Source organism: Pseudoalteromonas sp. T1lg24 (assembly GCF_002964745.1).
Taxonomy (GTDB): domain Bacteria; phylum Pseudomonadota; class Gammaproteobacteria; order Enterobacterales; family Alteromonadaceae; genus Pseudoalteromonas; species Pseudoalteromonas spongiae.
Genome location: NZ_PQCB01000006.1, coordinates 552,291 through 569,537, shown reverse-complemented (window position 1 = coordinate 569,537; position 17,247 = coordinate 552,291). Strand labels below are relative to the sequence as shown.

The following is a 17,247-nucleotide window of genomic DNA, read 5'->3' as shown; positions in this document are numbered from 1 at the left end:
ATTATGAAAAAATTAGTGAGTAAATTAACCCTAGCTCTTAGCGTAATCGCGTCGAGTCAGGTGTACGCGGCAATTGATAGTAAGCAGCTTGAACAAACCATTGAGCAATCGATGAAACGCTTTGAAGTACCGGGTATGGCAGTTGCCGTAGTTGAAAATGGTGAAGTTGTTTTTTCTAAAGGGTTTGGTGTTAGGCACTTAACCACAGGTGAAAAGGTAGATAAGCATACTTTATTTGGTATAGCGTCAAACACCAAAGCATTTACAGCCGCAGCCCTTGCAATGCTTGTTGACCAAGGCAAATTAAACTGGGACGACAAAGTAATTGATCACCTACCTGAGTTTCGTATGTACGACCCATATGCAACACGTGAAGTGACTATTCGCGATTTGTTAAGTCATCGAGCCGGACTAGGTTTAGGTGCGGGTGATTTAACCATTTGGCCTGATACCGACAAGCCCGTGGAAGACGTAATTCATGGCATTCGCTATTTAAAGCCAGTTTCAAGCTTTCGCAGTAAGTACACCTATAACAACTTAATGTTTGTAACTGCGGGTGAAGTTGTTGCACGTGTATCGGGAAAATCGTGGCAAGAATTTATAGAGCAAGAAATGCTAGCCCCGCTTGGTATGCCGCTTTCAAAAGCGGGCTTTTCACGAATTCCAAAATCTAATAAAAATTGGGCAACCGGCCATATTCCGATGGACGGAAAACTACACCCATTCTTTGTGAATTACCTTGAAGATTTTCGTGGTGCAGGGGCGATTGCATCAAACGTAGATGAAATGGCGAACTGGCTAAAAACCCAACTTGCTGGTGGTAAAATGCCATCTGGTAAGGTGCTGTTTACTGAAAAACAGCAAGCACAAATGTGGCATCCGCATATTACGAGCATGGCATCAAAAAATGCGTTTAATGACTATCGTCAACAATTTCGTGGTTACGGTTTAGGTTGGTCAATTGAAGACTATCAAGGCTATAAAAAAGTCGGTCATGGCGGCGGTATTTTAGGTATGGTGTCACAAGTGACGTTAGTGCCAGAGAAGCAATTAGGTATCGTTGTGTTGTCGAACCAACAAGCGTTTAGTGCCTTAAGTGCAATTACTCACGAAGTACTAGAAGATGCGCTTGATTTACCAAATAAAGACTGGGTTGAAGATCTTGCTAAAAAACATTTTGAACGTAAAAAGAAAGCGTATGAAAAAGCGGAAGTAGAACAGCCAAAGCAGATTCAAAAAGCCTTACCATTGTCAGTGTATGCCAAAAGGTACAGCGATAATTGGTATGGCGATATTGTGATTGCAGAGCAAAATGGCAAGCTGACAATCGACTTTACCCATTCAGCACGTTTAAAAGGTACGCTAGAACACTTTAACGGTAATACCTTTATTGTACGTTGGCAGGAAAAACTACTTGAAGCTGATGCATTTATTGAGTTTGAAATGAGCCCAACAAATCAAGTGCGTAGCGCAAAAATGCACGCTGTAGCACCAAGCGTAACTGACTTCAGTTTTGATTTTCATAATCTGCACCTTACGCCAGTCAAAAGCGACAAGTCTTAACCGACCAAAGTAGCAAAGTCGGGATAACCTGACTTTGCTACACTGAGCCGCGACATAAGGTTTGGAGACCAGCATGCGCACCGCGATAATTTCACATACAGACTGTCGAAAGCATAAGATGATTGAAGACCACCCAGAGTGTGCTTCACGGCTTGATGCAATCAATGATCGTATTCTAGCTGCTGGTATAGATATCGCTTTAACGCACTTAGATGCACCACTGGTTGAGCGCCAACAATTATTGATGGCACACAGCGAAAGCCTGATTAAATCTGTAGAAGATAAAATTCCAGAGCAGGGGTTGGTTGATCTTGATGGTGATACTTGGCTCTGTCCCGACAGTTTGCTTGCGGCAAAACGAGCAGCGGGCTCTGGTTTGTTAGCCGTTGATAAGATTTTAGCAGGTGAGTTAGATGCAGCATTTTGTGCAGTAAGACCGCCAGGCCATCATGCGACCAAAACAACTTCGTCTGGCTTTTGCATCTTTAATAATGTTGCGGTTGCGGTACGTTATGCTCAGCAACAGGGCATCAAGCGCATTGCGATACTTGATATTGATGTACACCACGGCAATGGCACACAAGATATTTTTATCGACGATATGGATGTGTTGTTTTGTTCTATTTTCCAGCACCCATTCTACCCTAATACCGCAATTGACAGTAATGAGCATGTGATTAATACCCCCATGACTGCCGGAATGGCGGGGGACGATTTTGAGCGTGCACTTTTACATACGTGGTTTCCAAAGTTAAAGCAGTTTGAGCCTGAGCTTATTTTTATCAGCGCAGGGTTTGATGCCCATTACGAAGATGATATGGGCGGCTTACAGCTTGTTGAAAGTGATTACGCTTGGTTTACCGAACAAGTGGTATCCTTATGTAAGCAAGTAAACTGCAAAGGGATTATTTCGATGCTAGAAGGTGGCTACAACAATTCAGCACTTGGGCGTTCTGTTGCTACGCATGTTAAGGCATTGGCTGAACTCTAATTTCTCAACTTATAGACCCTAGTTAGGTACACCTTTTTACTACGCAATCGCTGTATAATTTATAAAATTGGTGTTACTTGTTCTGTATCAAAATTAATCTCAGTGATTCCACGTAGAATCCCATTACCTGACAAAGTTTAATTGGTTTCTACTATGCCTCAATCAAGCAAAAAGCTCCGTGTTGAAGATGTTATGTCAACTGAGCTCCTGGTATGCGACCCCGAGCAAAGTCTCGCCGATTGTGCATGCCGCATGCGAAACGATAATGTAAGCTCTATTTTTGTTAAACACGATGGCAAGATCATTGGGGTGTGGACCGAAGGGGATTGCGCTAAAGTTGATTTTTCGGACCCAAGCATTTTTCATCAGCCAGTTAAAGCGCATATGACATCGCCAGTTAAAACGGTTGATCATTTAACTCAGTTATCTGAAGTAACTGTTCTGTTCCATAGTTATGGTTTTCGTCATTTATTAGTGATGAAAGGTGGGGGCAGTGAACCTGTAGGTGTTATTAGTTTAAGTGATGTTGTGCGCAGTCAGGGTCTTGAGCATTATCTTCACTTTAAAACCATAGAAAGCAGCTACGTATCAGAAGTACCTATTGCGAAAAGTGATTTACCAATTGCCCAGATTAGCGAAATTATGCGTCAGCGCCATTCTAATTTTGTTTTACTGGATAATCCTGCGGTAGGTCAAACCGGCATTATTACTGAGCGCGATTTGCTTACTATGCTTAGCCGTCAACAAGTTGACCAGCAAGCGTGGCATTATGCGAGCTGGCCTCTTTTAACGGTACATTATCAAACAAGCCTTTATAAGGCTTATCAAATTCTCAAGCTAAAGCAAATTCGGCATCTAATTGTCGAAGATGATAATGGCAAAATACTGGGCGTATTAGCGCTTCGTAATATTCTCAGCGAGATTGAATCTGCGTATATGCAGGAGCTAGAAACGGTATTACATCAACGCGACAGAGCGTTGCAAAAGTCACAAAAGAACTTGTACTTAGCCGAGCAAATCATCAATGCATCGCCTGATGGCATTATGATTACGGACTCGCGCAACACCATTTTGCAAGTCAATCCAGCCTTCACCCAGCTTACAGGTTACAGCGAGCAGGAAGTACTTGGCCAAAAACCGTCAATGCTGAGCTCAGGCCGTCATGATAAGAGCTTTTACGATAAAATGTGGGCGCAGTTAAGGCAAAAAGGGGTGTGGCAAGGAGAGATATACAATCGCAAGCGCAATGGTGAAACCTATTTAGAATGGCTAACAATTATCTGTATTCGCGAAAGCGATGAAGAAGAGGCGCTATACGCGGCAATTTTTAGTGATATTACCGAGCGAAAGCGCAATGAAAAACGTATTAAAACGCTTGCTTATTTTGATGAGTTAACTCACTTACCCAACCGCCGCTTGTTTAATGACCGCTTAGAAATGGCGTTGGCAACGGCACATCGCGATGACACAAAAATAGCGGTGATGTTTCTCGACCTCGATCATTTTAAGCAAGTTAATGACACATTAGGCCACAGCGCTGGTGACTTATTACTTAAACAAGTGGCAAAACGTTTACAAAGTTGCATGCATGAAGGCGATACGCTGGCGCGCTTAGGTGGTGATGAGTTCACTTTATTACTTACTGAAATTGATGAGGTAAAAAACATCCATCGCTGTGCTGCCAATTTAATTGAAGCATTAAAAGCGCCAATTCAAGTGGGTAATACGGAAATTGTGATCACTACCTCTATTGGTGGGGCGGTGTATCCCGACGATGGTGAAGACGCAGAAACGCTATTAAAGCATGCTGATATTGCCATGTATCGCTCAAAAGAAATTGGTCGCAACTCATTTCAACTGTATAAACCTGCGATGAATGCGCGCTCATTAGAGCGCATGGCAATTGAAAGCAAACTAAAGCATGCCCTAATCAATAATGAATTCAGTCTCTATTACCAACCTAAAATAGACAGTTTTACTCATCACGTAGTAGGCGCAGAAGCCTTATTGCGTTGGCATGATAACGAGTTAGGTTTTATTTCGCCTGCAAACTTTATCCCTTTAGCGGAAGAGCTAGGTTTAATTGTGGATATTGATATTTGGGTAATTAATGCTGCGTGTAAACAAATTCAAATTTGGCAAAAAAATGGCCTTTTTGATAAACGTATTTCCGTCAACGTATCGGCGCTTCACTTTACGCAAGGTGATTTGGCACAAACAGTGAAAAATGCACTGAGTATCTGGCAGGTGGATGGGCGTTTTCTTGAAATTGAAATAACCGAAAGTAGCTTTATTCGCTCGTTAGAAGACGCGAAAAAAGTGCTTAAAGCACTTAAAAAACTTGGTGTGAGTTTATCGCTGGATGACTTTGGTACAGGTTACTCGGCGCTGAGTTATTTAGCCCGTTTACCGATTGATACGTTAAAAATAGATGCTAGCTTTATTGCCAAAGTACCAGACGAATACGGCAATAGCCAAATAGTGAAAGCGATTGTGGCAATGGCGCATAGTTTAGAATTAAACCTTGTCGCAGAAGGCGTAGAACAAGCCCATCAGCTGGCTTTTTTACAAGAACTAGATTGTCATGCAATTCAGGGGTATTTCTTTAGTAAACCGCTTACGGCAAAGCAATTTGAGCTGTTTTGCGAGGCGCATCGCCCAGCAAAACAGCAAATGGATTTGAGTTCTAATAACTCACAGTAACTTCGTACGAGGTAAACTTTCGAATATTAATCACGCCAGTATCGAAGATTAGGTATTGGCCTTTAATGCCTTTTAATACGCCTGTTACTTCAGGGTTCTTGTCAAAATTAAACGAGCTAATTTTGCTTGGGAACTCTGATATAGGGAAATCCAGTTCAACTACCTCTTCGTCGAGTTCAGTGATGGCCGTTGCGCCAAAGAGTTCGCTTAATTCTGTTAGCTTTGGCCTAATTTGCTCGATAAGCGCTGCGCCTTGGCTCTTTAAGTCGATTACTTCGCCATTCCCTTTGAGCATATTGCGCCAATTGGTTTTATCGGCGATAAACTCAGCTAAAGCAACTTCTAATAAACCTGATTGATGACGTGTTGCCACTTTAAAAATAGGCAAAGCTTGAGTTGCACCTTGGTCAATCCAACGCGTTGGGATTTGCGTATGGCGCGTAATACCTACTTTAATCGCAGTCGTATTTGCAAGATACACATAGTGCGGGATCATACAGTTTTCTTCGCCCCACTCTGGCTCGCGACAGGTGCCTTGGTCGAAGTGGCAGGTTTCTGGCTTCATAATACACATATCGCAACTAGCGAGCTTGCGCATACAAACAAAGCAATGGCCTTGTGAATAACTCTTTTTGGTTTTTTTGCCGCAGTTACTGCAAAAGATATTACCGCTGTAAGTCAGGGTGATGGATTTGCCAATTAAGGCGTTTAAGTCAACGGTTTGATCGCCCACCGGTAGTTGGTAACTGATTGGCGAAGTAAGACTGCTTTGCATTTTACGCAAAGTACCGGTTATTGGTGTTGCTTGCATTTATAGCCCCTAATCAAGCAAAAAAGGCTATCGTATCAAAGCTCGCTGAGATTACCAATGCGAGATTGTTGCGTCAGCAGAAATGAGTTTAAAACTCTAAAGTTCATGGTTGGTGCAAGCAACTCACCTTGCATAAAGTCACATTGACACTGATTGACAATATCGGCAAATTCTTGGTTATCAACATCGATGGCGGTTACGGTTAAATCTAGCCCTTTGGCAACTTCAACCATTGCGCTAAGTAATAAGGTAAGTTTATGGCCTTGCATATTACCTTTGGTAAATAAGTGGCCAATTCTGACGTCACTAAAGCCTGAGTCTGGCGCTTCGAACAAGCGGTCAAGGTCGCCGTGGAAATTGTCTAAACCAAATTTGAAGCCTAAATCAGTGAGTTTTTGCAGTGTCTCTTTTAACTGGCTCATTTCACTGTTGATCGGTTGTTGGGTGTAGATCATGATATTTTCAGTATCAATATGCGTTACCTTTTCAGATAACCAACCTACAAAGCCGCTATGGTTTAGTTGACTAAGTGACAGAGTAAGCGACAACTGACAGTTTAAATGGCTGTCTTTTAATGTTGATATCGCATCAAACAGCTCTGAAAATAACCAGCGATTTAGGTGTACATTTAAACCGGTATCAATTGCGAGTTTTATAATTTCTTGTTGGCTAATTTCGCCAAATTCTTCATGCGGCCAAGCAAACTGGCAACTGATTGACACCAGTTTTTTATTTTTTACGTGATAGACCGGAGTGAAACTTAGTGTTAGCTGTTTTTGTTCGATGGCGTTGTGTAACTCTGAGGCAAGATTGAATTGTTGCCCAATATCCGTGCCGCTTTCTTTTTTATAGTGTAATAGTGCAACGCCTTGCTGCTTTGCCTGAAACAGCGTTTGCCATGTTTTACGTAGCAATAAACCGCTGCGTTGGTTGCTATAAATACTCGAACACGTGGCAATATGGCTGGATAAATTAAGCAAAATACCATCAATCATAAGCGATGACGGGATATGCGCTTGAATATTCTGTAAGTGTTTATTTAACGCTTCACGGTTAGTGCCATGGTTGAGCAGTAGCGCAAATACACCATCACGTAAATAAGCGAGCTTTACGGTGTTTAGGCCTTGCTCTTCAATGGTTAAAACACTGGAATGATTTTTTAAAATAGGTTGCAGCGAAGAACACACCTGATTAACTAAATCCTTCTTCGCTTTAGGGGCCATATAAGGAATAAACTGGCCAAAGTTTTTCAGCTCAATAAAGCAGGTAATAAAGTTGTGTTGCTGTTCAATCAACTGTGTGATTTTGTATTTGTATAGGGTTTCATTTGGCAGCTGCGAGCTCGAATCGTGAGTGGCTTTAAAGTAACTTTCACGCTGTTGATGTGAAAACTTATCAGCTAACGCCATTGCCATTAACAGTACTTCAAGCAGTACGCCAATTAAGAATGCATGACGAGTTAAGAAGGTGTGTTCGAGCACGCCTACTAAAACGAGAGGCTGCATTGCACCGCTAATAATGAGTGGTAACCAAGAAAAGAAATAGTATTTCGCCCACACAAAGTCGGTAAGTAAGCGGTTAAATACGATAAGTACGATAGTGATATAAAGCGGTACCATACATACAAAAAATACCGGTGCGGCTTGGTATTCAGGTAATACTAAGCTGGCTAGTGCGCCAAGACATAAAATAACTAAGGTGCCACGGATCAATGTATTGAGTTTTGTTTTAATGGTGGCATAGCGTAAAAATAACGAACCGAAAATCAACGCGCAGATAGCCACACTAAAGTTGCTGGTTACCACGTATTTTTGCAATAGGTATTGCATAGAGGTCGGCCAAATATAATAGCCAAACCCCAACACTGAGCCCATCATCATTAAGGTAGAAATGATATAGCCAATATACGCGAGATAAACGCTGTCGCGAATACTGATGAACAAAATTAGGTTATACAGCGCAATCATTACTGCTACGCCGATAAATAGCCCCCAGATCAAATAGCTAAACTTTCGTACGCTTTGAAAATTATCTACTTGATAGATGTAAATGGGGGTTTTGCTAATTCCGCTGGTTTTAATACGCGCCAAAACGCTGGTATTGCCTTTCGCTGCAAGGGAAAATTCAAGGTGTGGGAATGCTTGCTGGTGAATATTTAAATTGGCAACTGTATCACCTAGTTGCTTATGATTTATGACCCGATTATTTTCATCAAGTTGCCAAACCTCAAGTTGGTCAAGCATTGGGTTGTCAAAATGTGCAGTGAGGATCTCTGTTGCATCGGTACGATTGGTTACTGCTACTTTTACCCAGTAACTCTGCGTGCCAAATTGCCACGGAATATCGGCAATTTCTGAATTTTGAAATTTTTGTTTTAAGGCATCATCAAGCGTGGCGTTGCTCTGCTCATCAATCCAATACGATGAGTTTAAATAAATCGCATGGGTACGCTCAATTGAGTTGGTTGTTGGGTCGCCAATATTAAAAAGCAATGAGCCTATTACTAAGGATAAAGCCATAAATAGCAGACATGCTATAAACAAAAAAATAGGCTTTAACTGATTCATGGGCTTCCTTGATATTTAAGGCTTTTTAAAGGTTAGATGAATTTTAATTAAATAGGTAGCGAATAATACCAATTTAGCGTGACTGTTGTGTGCTTTTAAGACAAAAAAAATCAACCTACGCAGTGTAGGTTGATTTTTTGAACTGGTTAATAGCGGCTATTAGCTGTTATTTTCGCGAGCAATAGCGCGGTAAGCGATATCGGTACGGAACTCAACACCTTGCCAGTTAATTTCATCAACCAGTTTATAAGCGTTTTGCTGCGCTTCTGTTACTGTGTTGCCAAGTGCTGTTGCACATAATACGCGACCACCTGCAGTAACGACATTGTCGCCATCTTGCTTAGTGCCTGCGTGGAATACTTTTGTGCCTTCTGCATAATCAACACGTAACCCTGAGATAGCGTCACCTTTCGGGTAAGAACCTGGGTAACCTGCTGCCGCAAGTACGACACCTACAGCTGCGCGAGAATCAAACTGAATGTCAGTTTTATCAAGTTCAACACGGTTAGCCGCTTCAATCAATTCAACTAGGTCTGATTGTAAACGAAGCATAATAGGCTGTGTTTCAGGATCGCCAAAACGACAGTTATATTCAATTACTTTAGGCGTGCCATCCGCAGTAATCATTAAACCTGCGTATAAGAAACCTGTGTAAGGGTGGCCTTCATCACTCATACCTTTCACTGTAGGGTAAATTACTTCATCCATAATACGCTGGTGGATTTCAGCGGTAACAACTGGTGCTGGTGAATATGCACCCATGCCGCCAGTATTTGGGCCTTTGTCTTCGTTATAAGCGCGTTTGTGATCTTGAGAGGTAGCAAACGGAAGTACGTTTTCGCCATCTACCATTACGATAAATGATGCTTCTTCACCTTCTAAGAATTCTTCAATTACTACGCGGCTACCTGCATCGCCAAACGCATTGCCTGCAAGCATATCGCGAATTGCGTCTTCAGCTTCTTGCTCAGTCATGGCAACGATTACACCTTTACCAGCTGCTAAGCCGTCGGCTTTAACAACAATTGGCGCGCCTTTTTCTTTTAGGTATGCAAGTGCTGGCTCGATTTGTTCAAACGTTTGATAATCCGCTGTTGGGATTTTATGGCGTGCTAAGAAATCTTTAGTGAAAGACTTAGAGCCTTCAAGCTGTGCAGCTGCGGCTGTTGGGCCGAAGATCGCAAGACCTTCTTCGCGGAACTTATCAACCACACCAATTACAAGCGGTGCTTCTGGACCAACAATGGTCAGTTCAACATTGTTCTCTTTAGCAAATGCCACAAGTGCATCAATGTCTTCTACGCCAATTGCGATGTTCTCAAGCTTAGGCTCAAGCGCTGTACCTGCGTTACCTGGAGCTACAAATACCGTGTTTACTTTCGCTGACTGCGCCGCTTTAAACGCAAGAGCGTGTTCGCGACCACCACTACCAATTACTAATACGTTCATTGGACTATCCTACCTATTGAGGTTTTCTAAACTTTAATGTCATACGATCACTTTCACCAATTGCTTGGTACTTGGCGATATCTTTTTCGCCCAAGGCTAAGCGTGGTGGTAAGGTCCAAACACCTTTTTCGTGATCGGCTGTGTCTAATGGATTGGCGTTAACTTCACTTACGGCTTCTAAAACAAACCCTGCTTTTTCGGCATATTCAATAACCCAGCTTTGTTTTACATAACCAGAACGCTTGGCTTTTGCGCTATCGCGGTTTTCTGGTAGGCGATGATCAACAACGCCAAGAATGCCGCCTGGTTTTAATGCGCTGTAAAATGCTTTAAAGGCTTCGTTAATGCCTTCAATGTCTTTTTGCATATACCAGTTATGTAAATTGCGAAAGGTCAGTACCATATCCGCGCTTTCTGCAGGCGCAATGTTATGGTGGGTGCCAGGATAAAATTCAGAAAGTGTAACGTTTTCATATACATCATCGCTTGCTAATTTATCTTGGAATTGATTAAGCGAGCGTTGATAGTATTTTACTTCTGAATCGGAAGGAAAATGAGCTGCGAAATACTGACCATTTTGCTGTAATACTGGCGCCAGTATTTCAGTATACCAACCGCCGCCAGGCCATACTTCAACAACGGTCATCTCTGGCTGTAGGCCAAAAAATTCCAATGTTTCTTTTGGGTGACGGTATTGATCGCGCGCTTTATTATCGTTTGAACGATTTTCAGCAGTCGCAGTTTTGGTAAGCAATGTATCGATATCGGTCGATGCACATCCAGCTAAAGTAAGCGACAGGGCAGTTACTAAGGCTTTTACTGTGAATTTCATTTTCTTCCTAGTTTTTATTTTTATTAAGCAACATTAAGTAAAATTAACAGCTTAGTGCAAGCGAGCAAAGTGCTTGCACTAATAAGTTTGCAAGTAAATATTAATGGCGGAAATGACGCATGCCAGTAAATACCATTGCCATGCCGTGCTCATCTGCAGCAGCGATAACTTCTTCATCGCGCATTGAACCACCTGGCTGAATTACCGCAGTAATACCCGCTTCAGCAGCCGCGTCGATACCGTCACGGAATGGGAAGAAAGCGTCAGATGCCATTACAGAACCTGCTACTTCTAGGTTTTCATCGGCAGCTTTAATGCCCGCAATTTTTGCTGAGTAAACGCGGCTCATTTGGCCTGCGCCTACACCAATTGTCATGCCGTCTTTTGCATATACAATCGCATTTGATTTAACAAACTTAGCCACTTTCCAGCAGAACATTAAGTCTTTTAGTTCTTGCTCAGTAGGCTGTTTTTTAGATACTACGCGTAGGTCGCCCATATCAACCATGCCTTGGTCACGGTCTTGTACTAAGATACCACCGTTAACACGTTTGATATCAACGCCCGTTGTTTTGTTTGACCACTGGCCGCACTCAAGTAAACGTACGTTTTGTTTTGCTGACACAATTTGTGCCGCAGCATCTGATACGCTTGGTGCAATGATAACTTCAACAAACTGGCGTGACACGATTGCTTCTGCTGTATCAGCATCAAGTTCACGGTTAAATGCAATGATGCCACCAAACGCTGACGTTGGATCAGTTTTGAAAGCGCGGTCGTATGCGTCAAGTAGGTTGTCGCCAATTGACACACCACACGGGTTAGCGTGCTTAACGATTACACATGCTGGCGCGTCAAACTCTTTAACACATTCAAGTGCTGCATCTGTGTCTGCAATGTTATTGTACGAAAGCGCTTTGCCTTGTAACTGTTTTGCCGTTGCAACTGATGCTTCTTCAATGTCGTTTTCAACATAGAATGCAGCATCTTGGTGCGAGTTTTCACCGTAACGCATATCTTGCTTTTTAGTGAATTGGAAGTTGATAGTGCGTGGGAACTTAGACTCTTCAGTTTCCGCAGCATTTTCGCTGTAATCTGGTACTTGCGTACCGAAATAGTTCGCGATCATGCCATCGTATTGTGCAGTATGCTCAAATGCAGCAATCGCTAGGTCAAAACGTGTTTCATACGTTGTTGCACCGTTGTTTGCATTCATTTCAGCGATAACGCGGTCGTAATCGCCAGCATTTACAATAATAGTTACGTCTTTATTGTTTTTAGCCGCAGCGCGTACCATTGTTGGGCCGCCGATATCGATGTTTTCGATAGCGTCTTCAAGTGAACAGCCTTCTTTTGCAACGGTTTGTGCGAATGGGTAAAGGTTAACAACTACCATGTCGATTGCAGAAATATTATTTGCTTCCATTACACCTTCGTCAGTACCGCGACGCGCTAAAATGCCGCCGTGAATTTTTGGGTGTAATGTTTTAACACGACCATCCATGATCTCAGGGTGCCCTGTGTGGTCTGAAACTTCTGTTACTGCGATGCCGTTGTCTGCAAGTAGCTTACATGTACCGCCAGTTGAAAGAAGTTCAACGCCTTTCTCAGAAAGCGCGCGAGCAAATTCTACAATACCGGTTTTGTCTGAAACGCTTAATAAAGCGCGACGAATTGGACGTAATGTATCCATGGTAGTTTTGATTACCTCAAAATTTATTGATAGTGCGAGAAAACACTTAATTTAAACGAATATTTTAACTTACTTTTGCTTATAACTCGACGACCATTTGTCGCTTTTATAAACAAGACCTGTAGCGCTGGTCTTTACCTAAATTAAATTTGAACGTGAATTTAATTTAGTGTGTTTTTCGGGGTTAGAAAAACAAAAAAGCACCCGAGGATTCCCAAGGGTGCTTTTTATTGCACCGTTAGGTGCTAATTAGTTCATACCGTACTTTTTAAGCTTCTTACGAAGAGTACCACGGTTGATACCTAGTAAGATTGCTGCGCGAGTTTGGTTACCGCGAGTATATGTCATTACTTCTTCAAGTAACGGCGCTTCAAGTTCTGAAAGAACTAGCTCGTAAACATCTTGTACATCTTGACCATTAAGTTGCTTTAAGTAGTTGTGCACTGCTTTTTTACAAGCGTCGCGTAATGGTTGTGGTTTCTCTTGAGACTGAACATGTGCGTTAGTAATAAATGGAGAAGTCACGTTTTGTTCGAACATCGTCTTTCTTACTCTTTGTTAATTATCTGCTAGTGTTTCAAAGTACTTTTCTAACGTATCGATTTGCTCTTTCTGAGAGTCGATAGCATTAAATACTCGCCTAAATTGACCTTCACGGTCATGAGCCTGCAAATACCATGAGACATGCTTACGCGCAATTCGCACACCCATTACATCACCATAAAATGCGTGAAGATTTACTAAGTGTTCCATAAGAATACTTTGTACCTCGTCCATTGCTGGCTCCGGTAGTAATTCTCCAGTGGTGAGATAATGGTTTATCTCCCTAAAAATCCAAGGGCGACCTTGTGCTGCACGGCCTATCATCAAAGCATCTGCGCCCGTATATTCCAAAACCTGTTTCGCTTTTTGTGGTGATGTAATATCACCATTAGCAACCACCGGAATGGAGACTGAACTTTTAATGTCCTTAATTGTTTGATATTCAGCTTCACCCTTGTACATACAAGAGCGTGTGCGGCCATGAACCGCCAATGACTGAATACCATTTTGTTCAGCGATGCGCGCAATCTCTACACCATTTCGATTGTCAGTATCCCATCCTGTTCGGATTTTTAAGGTAACAGGTACATCTACTGCATTAACTACAGCTTTAACGATATCTGTGACCAGTTCGGGGTACTGCAAAAGGGCAGAGCCTGCGAGCTTTTTATTCACTTTTTTTGCTGGACAACCCATATTGATATCCACAATTTGTGCGCCGTTTTTGACATTAAACTGAGCAGCTTCCGCCATCAGTTGTGGGTCAGCGCCGGCAATTTGCACACTGCGAATACCAGACTCACCGGAATGATCCATGCGAGACATTGATTTTTCGGTTTTCCAAACCTTAGGATTGGATGACAACATTTCAGATACAGCAAGGCCAGCTCCGAGTCGACGACAAAGCTGTCTAAACGGTCTATCTGTTACTCCTGCCATAGGAGCAACCATTAGGTTATTTTCTAACTGATAAGGGCCTATCTGCACAATAAATCTGGGTCACCAATCAAGGGGCGCTAAGTTTACGGTTTTTTTTGCAAAAATCAAAGCCTATTATTTATACAAAAGTGGTTTTTTTTTAAACTTTTGATATTGACTTTTTGTAACTGGCTATCGAGCGAAAAAAAAGGAAGATTTTTGTTAGCAAAAGTAACAAATCCTTAACTCAAATTGTGTTGAGCTAAGGATTTTAAAGGGGCGCAGCGTGATACTACTTAGCGCTTTTTACCTGCTACACGCATCCACTCGCCATCTTGTTGGCTTGTTTCAAGCTCGGCATATTGACGATAAATATCTTCAACAGACGTCACTTGTTCTTCAAGAATACCCGACAATGCAAACTCGCCACCAGATTTAAGTAAGCCTAAAATAACTTGATGTAATTCACGTAAAGGTTGCGCAAGAATATTGGCAACTAAAATATCGGCTTCAAATTCAGGTTGATCTTCAGGAAGGTAGACTTCTAGTTGGTCGGCCACGCCATTACGCTCGGCGTTATCGCGGCTCGCTTCTAATGCTTGTGGGTCAATATCGATACCAATTACACGTTTTGCACCCAATTTAAGTGCGGCAATACCTAAAATGCCAGAGCCGCAGCCAAAATCGACCACAGTTTTACCGCTTAAATCTAAACTGTCTAGCCAGCGTAAACATAGTGCTGTAGTGTTATGTGTGCCAGTACCAAAAGCAAGGCCTGGGTCAAGTAATACATTCACTGCACTTGGGTCAGGAATATCGCGCCAGCTTGGACAGATCCAAAGGCGTTCGCCAAATTGAATTGGGTGGAAATTATCCATCCATTCACGTTCCCAGTCTTTGTCTTCAAGTTGCTCTACTTTACAAACAAAGTTTTCTTGTAATATTGGCATTTGTGCAAGGTGTTCGGTAATTGCTTGCATATCAACACTGGCATCGAATAAACCAATTACTGTTGTGTCAGCCCAAAGCGTAACTTCGCCAAGTTTTGGCTCATAAATAGGAGTGTCTTTTGCGTCGACAAAGGTCACCGAAGGACAGCCTAGTTCCATTAGCTCATCGCTGATGATTTCGGCATTTTCTTTAGTGCTATTAATACGGATTTGTACCCACGCCATAATTTTTATCCTGTAAGAAAAAAGGCCGCAATGAGCGGCCTTTTAGTTTAACTGTTTACTTAGCCTTTAAAGTCTAAGAAGCTTTTCAGTAAGTCTGAACGAGAAGGGTGGCGAAGCTTGCGAAGTGCTTTCGCTTCGATTTGACGAATACGCTCACGGGTTACGTCAAACTGCTTACCTACTTCTTCTAATGTATGGTCAGTATTCATATCGATACCGAAACGCATACGCAGTACTTTTGCTTCACGCGCTGTTAAGCCAGCTAGTACATCATGTGTTGCATTTTTGAGGCTTTCCATTGTTGCTGAATCAACCGGTGATTCAATGGTGCTATCCTCAATAAAATCACCTAAGTGCGAATCTTCATCATCACCGATTGGTGTTTCCATTGAGATTGGCTCTTTTGCAATTTTTAGTACTTTACGGATCTTGTCTTCCGGCATTACCATGCGTTCAGCAAGCTCTTCTGGCGATGGTTCGCGACCCATTTCCTGTAACATTTGACGTGAAATACGATTTAGTTTGTTAATCGTTTCAATCATATGTACTGGAATACGGATAGTACGTGCTTGGTCAGCAATTGAACGTGTAATTGCCTGACGGATCCACCATGTTGCATAAGTTGAGAACTTATAACCACGACGGTATTCAAACTTATCAACCGCTTTCATTAGACCAATGTTACCTTCCTGGATTAGATCAAGGAATTGTAAGCCACGGTTGGTGTATTTTTTCGCAATTGAAATTACAAGACGTAAGTTCGCTTCAACCATTTCTTTCTTCGCGCGGCGTGCTTTTGCTTCACCGATTGACATGCGACGGTTGATGTCTTTGATACGCTCTAGGTTTAGGCCTGTGCTTTCTTCCATTTGGCGTAGTTTGTTAATACAACGCTCAACTTCAAACTTCACTTCTGCAAGTTTGTTTGAGTATAGTTCACCAGATACGATTTCACGGTCTAACCATGCCGAATCCGTTTCGTTATTTGCGAAGTTTTTAACGAAAGTTTTCTTTGGCATTTTAGCAATTTGAACAACTTGTTTCATGATGATGCGTTCTTGAACGCGAATACGGTCCATCATGTCGCGCATGTTTTTAACCATACGGTCAAATTGCTTAGGCATTAGTTTAAAGGTACGGAAATGCTCACCGATTTCAGCGATAATAGCTACTGCATCTGGGTGAGAGCGACCTTTCTCTTCAAAAATACCACGTGCTTGATTATAAAGGTTACGTAGCTTTTCAAAGTTTTCTGCAGCTTCTTCAGGGCATGGGCCTGTATCTGCTTCTTCCTCATCATCGTCATCATCACTTTCAAGATCTGAATCTTCATCATCCAATTCTTCTTCGGAAAGTTCTGAACCAATGTGCGTTGCAGAGATCATTGTTTCGTCTGCGTCAGGATCGTAGAAACCGCTGATAATATCGCTTAAGCGTACGTCTTCAGCAAGGTAGTTATCCCATTGCTCAAGTAAGTAATTAATTGCTTCAGGGTACTCTGCAACAGAAACCTGCACTTGGTTGATACCGTCTTCGATACGCTTAGCGATGTCGATTTCGCCTTCACGTGTTAGAAGCTCTACAGTACCCATTTCACGCATGTACATGCGTACCGGATCTGTCGTACGACCGATTTCTTTTTCTACCGTAGCAAGCGCTGCCGCTGCCGCTTCTGCAGCATCTTCATCGGTAGTTGTTTCTTGCATCATAAGTTCATCGGCATCAGGTGCATTTTCTACTACCTGGATACCCATGTCGTTGATCATGCCGATGATGTCTTCAACTTGTTCCGAATCTATGATGTCTTGTGGAAGGTGGTCGTTAACTTCGGCAAATGTAAGGTAACCTTGCTCTTTACCTTTTTGAATGAGGAGTTTTAGCTGTGACTGAGGAGTTTGCTCCATAGAGGTATTCTCTTCCACTCTGATAAGTTGATACAACGGGCGTCTTAAACAACTTGATACAAGACGCAGTGAATAGGGCAGTATAACACGAAAGGTTG

At 42.3% G+C, this 17,247-nt stretch carries 12 protein-coding genes; 3 read left to right on the top strand and 9 right to left on the bottom strand.

The window, feature by feature from the left end:
* Window positions 1-3: 3 nt before the first annotated feature.
* The 3 genes from C2M30_RS05675 to C2M30_RS05665 all read left to right on the top strand — a co-directional run bounded on the left by C2M30_RS05675 (window position 4) and on the right by C2M30_RS05665 (window position 5,257).
* Entirely contained in the window at window positions 4-1,563 is a 1,560-nt protein-coding gene (locus C2M30_RS05675; RefSeq protein ID WP_234004687.1) for a serine hydrolase, read from the top strand.
* Window positions 1,564-1,636: 73 nt separating this feature from the next.
* A complete protein-coding gene (locus C2M30_RS05670) occupies window positions 1,637-2,554 on the top strand; it encodes a histone deacetylase family protein (RefSeq protein WP_105170964.1) in 918 nt (305 codons plus the stop codon).
* Window positions 2,555-2,707: 153 nt separating this feature from the next.
* A complete protein-coding gene (locus tag C2M30_RS05665; protein ID WP_105170963.1) occupies window positions 2,708-5,257 on the top strand; it encodes an EAL domain-containing protein in 2,550 nt (849 codons plus the stop codon).
* On the opposite strand, the gene C2M30_RS05660 is transcribed toward C2M30_RS05665, so the two are convergent.
* The 9 genes from C2M30_RS05660 to rpoD all read right to left on the bottom strand — a co-directional run bounded on the left by C2M30_RS05660 (window position 5,241) and on the right by rpoD (window position 17,149).
* Window positions 5,241-6,053, bottom strand: a complete 813-nt coding sequence (locus C2M30_RS05660) for a DUF2797 domain-containing protein (RefSeq protein WP_040642051.1) — start codon at window positions 6,051-6,053, stop codon at window positions 5,241-5,243. The genes C2M30_RS05665 and C2M30_RS05660 overlap by 17 nt on opposite strands.
* Window positions 6,054-6,103: 50 nt before the next feature.
* A complete protein-coding gene (locus C2M30_RS05655; RefSeq protein WP_158683330.1) occupies window positions 6,104-8,587 on the bottom strand; it encodes an EAL domain-containing protein in 2,484 nt (827 codons plus the stop codon).
* A gap of 207 nt (window positions 8,588-8,794) precedes the next feature.
* The gene (gene purD, locus C2M30_RS05650; RefSeq protein ID WP_100912654.1) at window positions 8,795-10,084 is read right to left on the bottom strand and encodes a phosphoribosylamine--glycine ligase; all 1,290 of its coding nucleotides are present in this window, start codon (window positions 10,082-10,084) and stop codon (window positions 8,795-8,797) included.
* Between the two features lie 13 nt (window positions 10,085-10,097).
* Entirely contained in the window at window positions 10,098-10,916 is an 819-nt protein-coding gene (locus tag C2M30_RS05645; RefSeq protein ID WP_054979108.1) for a class I SAM-dependent methyltransferase, read from the bottom strand.
* Between the two features lie 100 nt (window positions 10,917-11,016).
* Window positions 11,017-12,609: a bifunctional phosphoribosylaminoimidazolecarboxamide formyltransferase/IMP cyclohydrolase gene (gene purH / locus C2M30_RS05640; protein WP_010561031.1), complete on the bottom strand. Its 1,593-nt coding sequence runs from the start codon at window positions 12,607-12,609 to the stop codon at window positions 11,017-11,019.
* A 249-nt stretch (window positions 12,610-12,858) separates the two neighbouring features.
* Window positions 12,859-13,149: a DNA-binding transcriptional regulator Fis gene (fis, locus tag C2M30_RS05635; RefSeq protein ID WP_010561030.1), complete on the bottom strand. Its 291-nt coding sequence runs from the start codon at window positions 13,147-13,149 to the stop codon at window positions 12,859-12,861.
* 18 nt (window positions 13,150-13,167) lie between these two features.
* Window positions 13,168-14,139, bottom strand: a complete 972-nt coding sequence (gene dusB, locus C2M30_RS05630; RefSeq protein WP_105170961.1) for a tRNA dihydrouridine synthase DusB — start codon at window positions 14,137-14,139, stop codon at window positions 13,168-13,170.
* 227 nt (window positions 14,140-14,366) lie between these two features.
* Window positions 14,367-15,245 (bottom strand): 50S ribosomal protein L11 methyltransferase, encoded by an 879-nt coding sequence (prmA, locus tag C2M30_RS05625; RefSeq protein WP_100912656.1) that lies wholly within the window; start codon window positions 15,243-15,245, stop codon window positions 14,367-14,369.
* 59 nt (window positions 15,246-15,304) lie between these two features.
* On the bottom strand, window positions 15,305-17,149 hold the full coding sequence (gene rpoD / locus C2M30_RS05620) for an RNA polymerase sigma factor RpoD (protein ID WP_105170960.1): 1,845 nt from the start codon (window positions 17,147-17,149) through the stop codon (window positions 15,305-15,307).
* Between the last annotated feature and the right edge of the window lie 98 nt (window positions 17,150-17,247).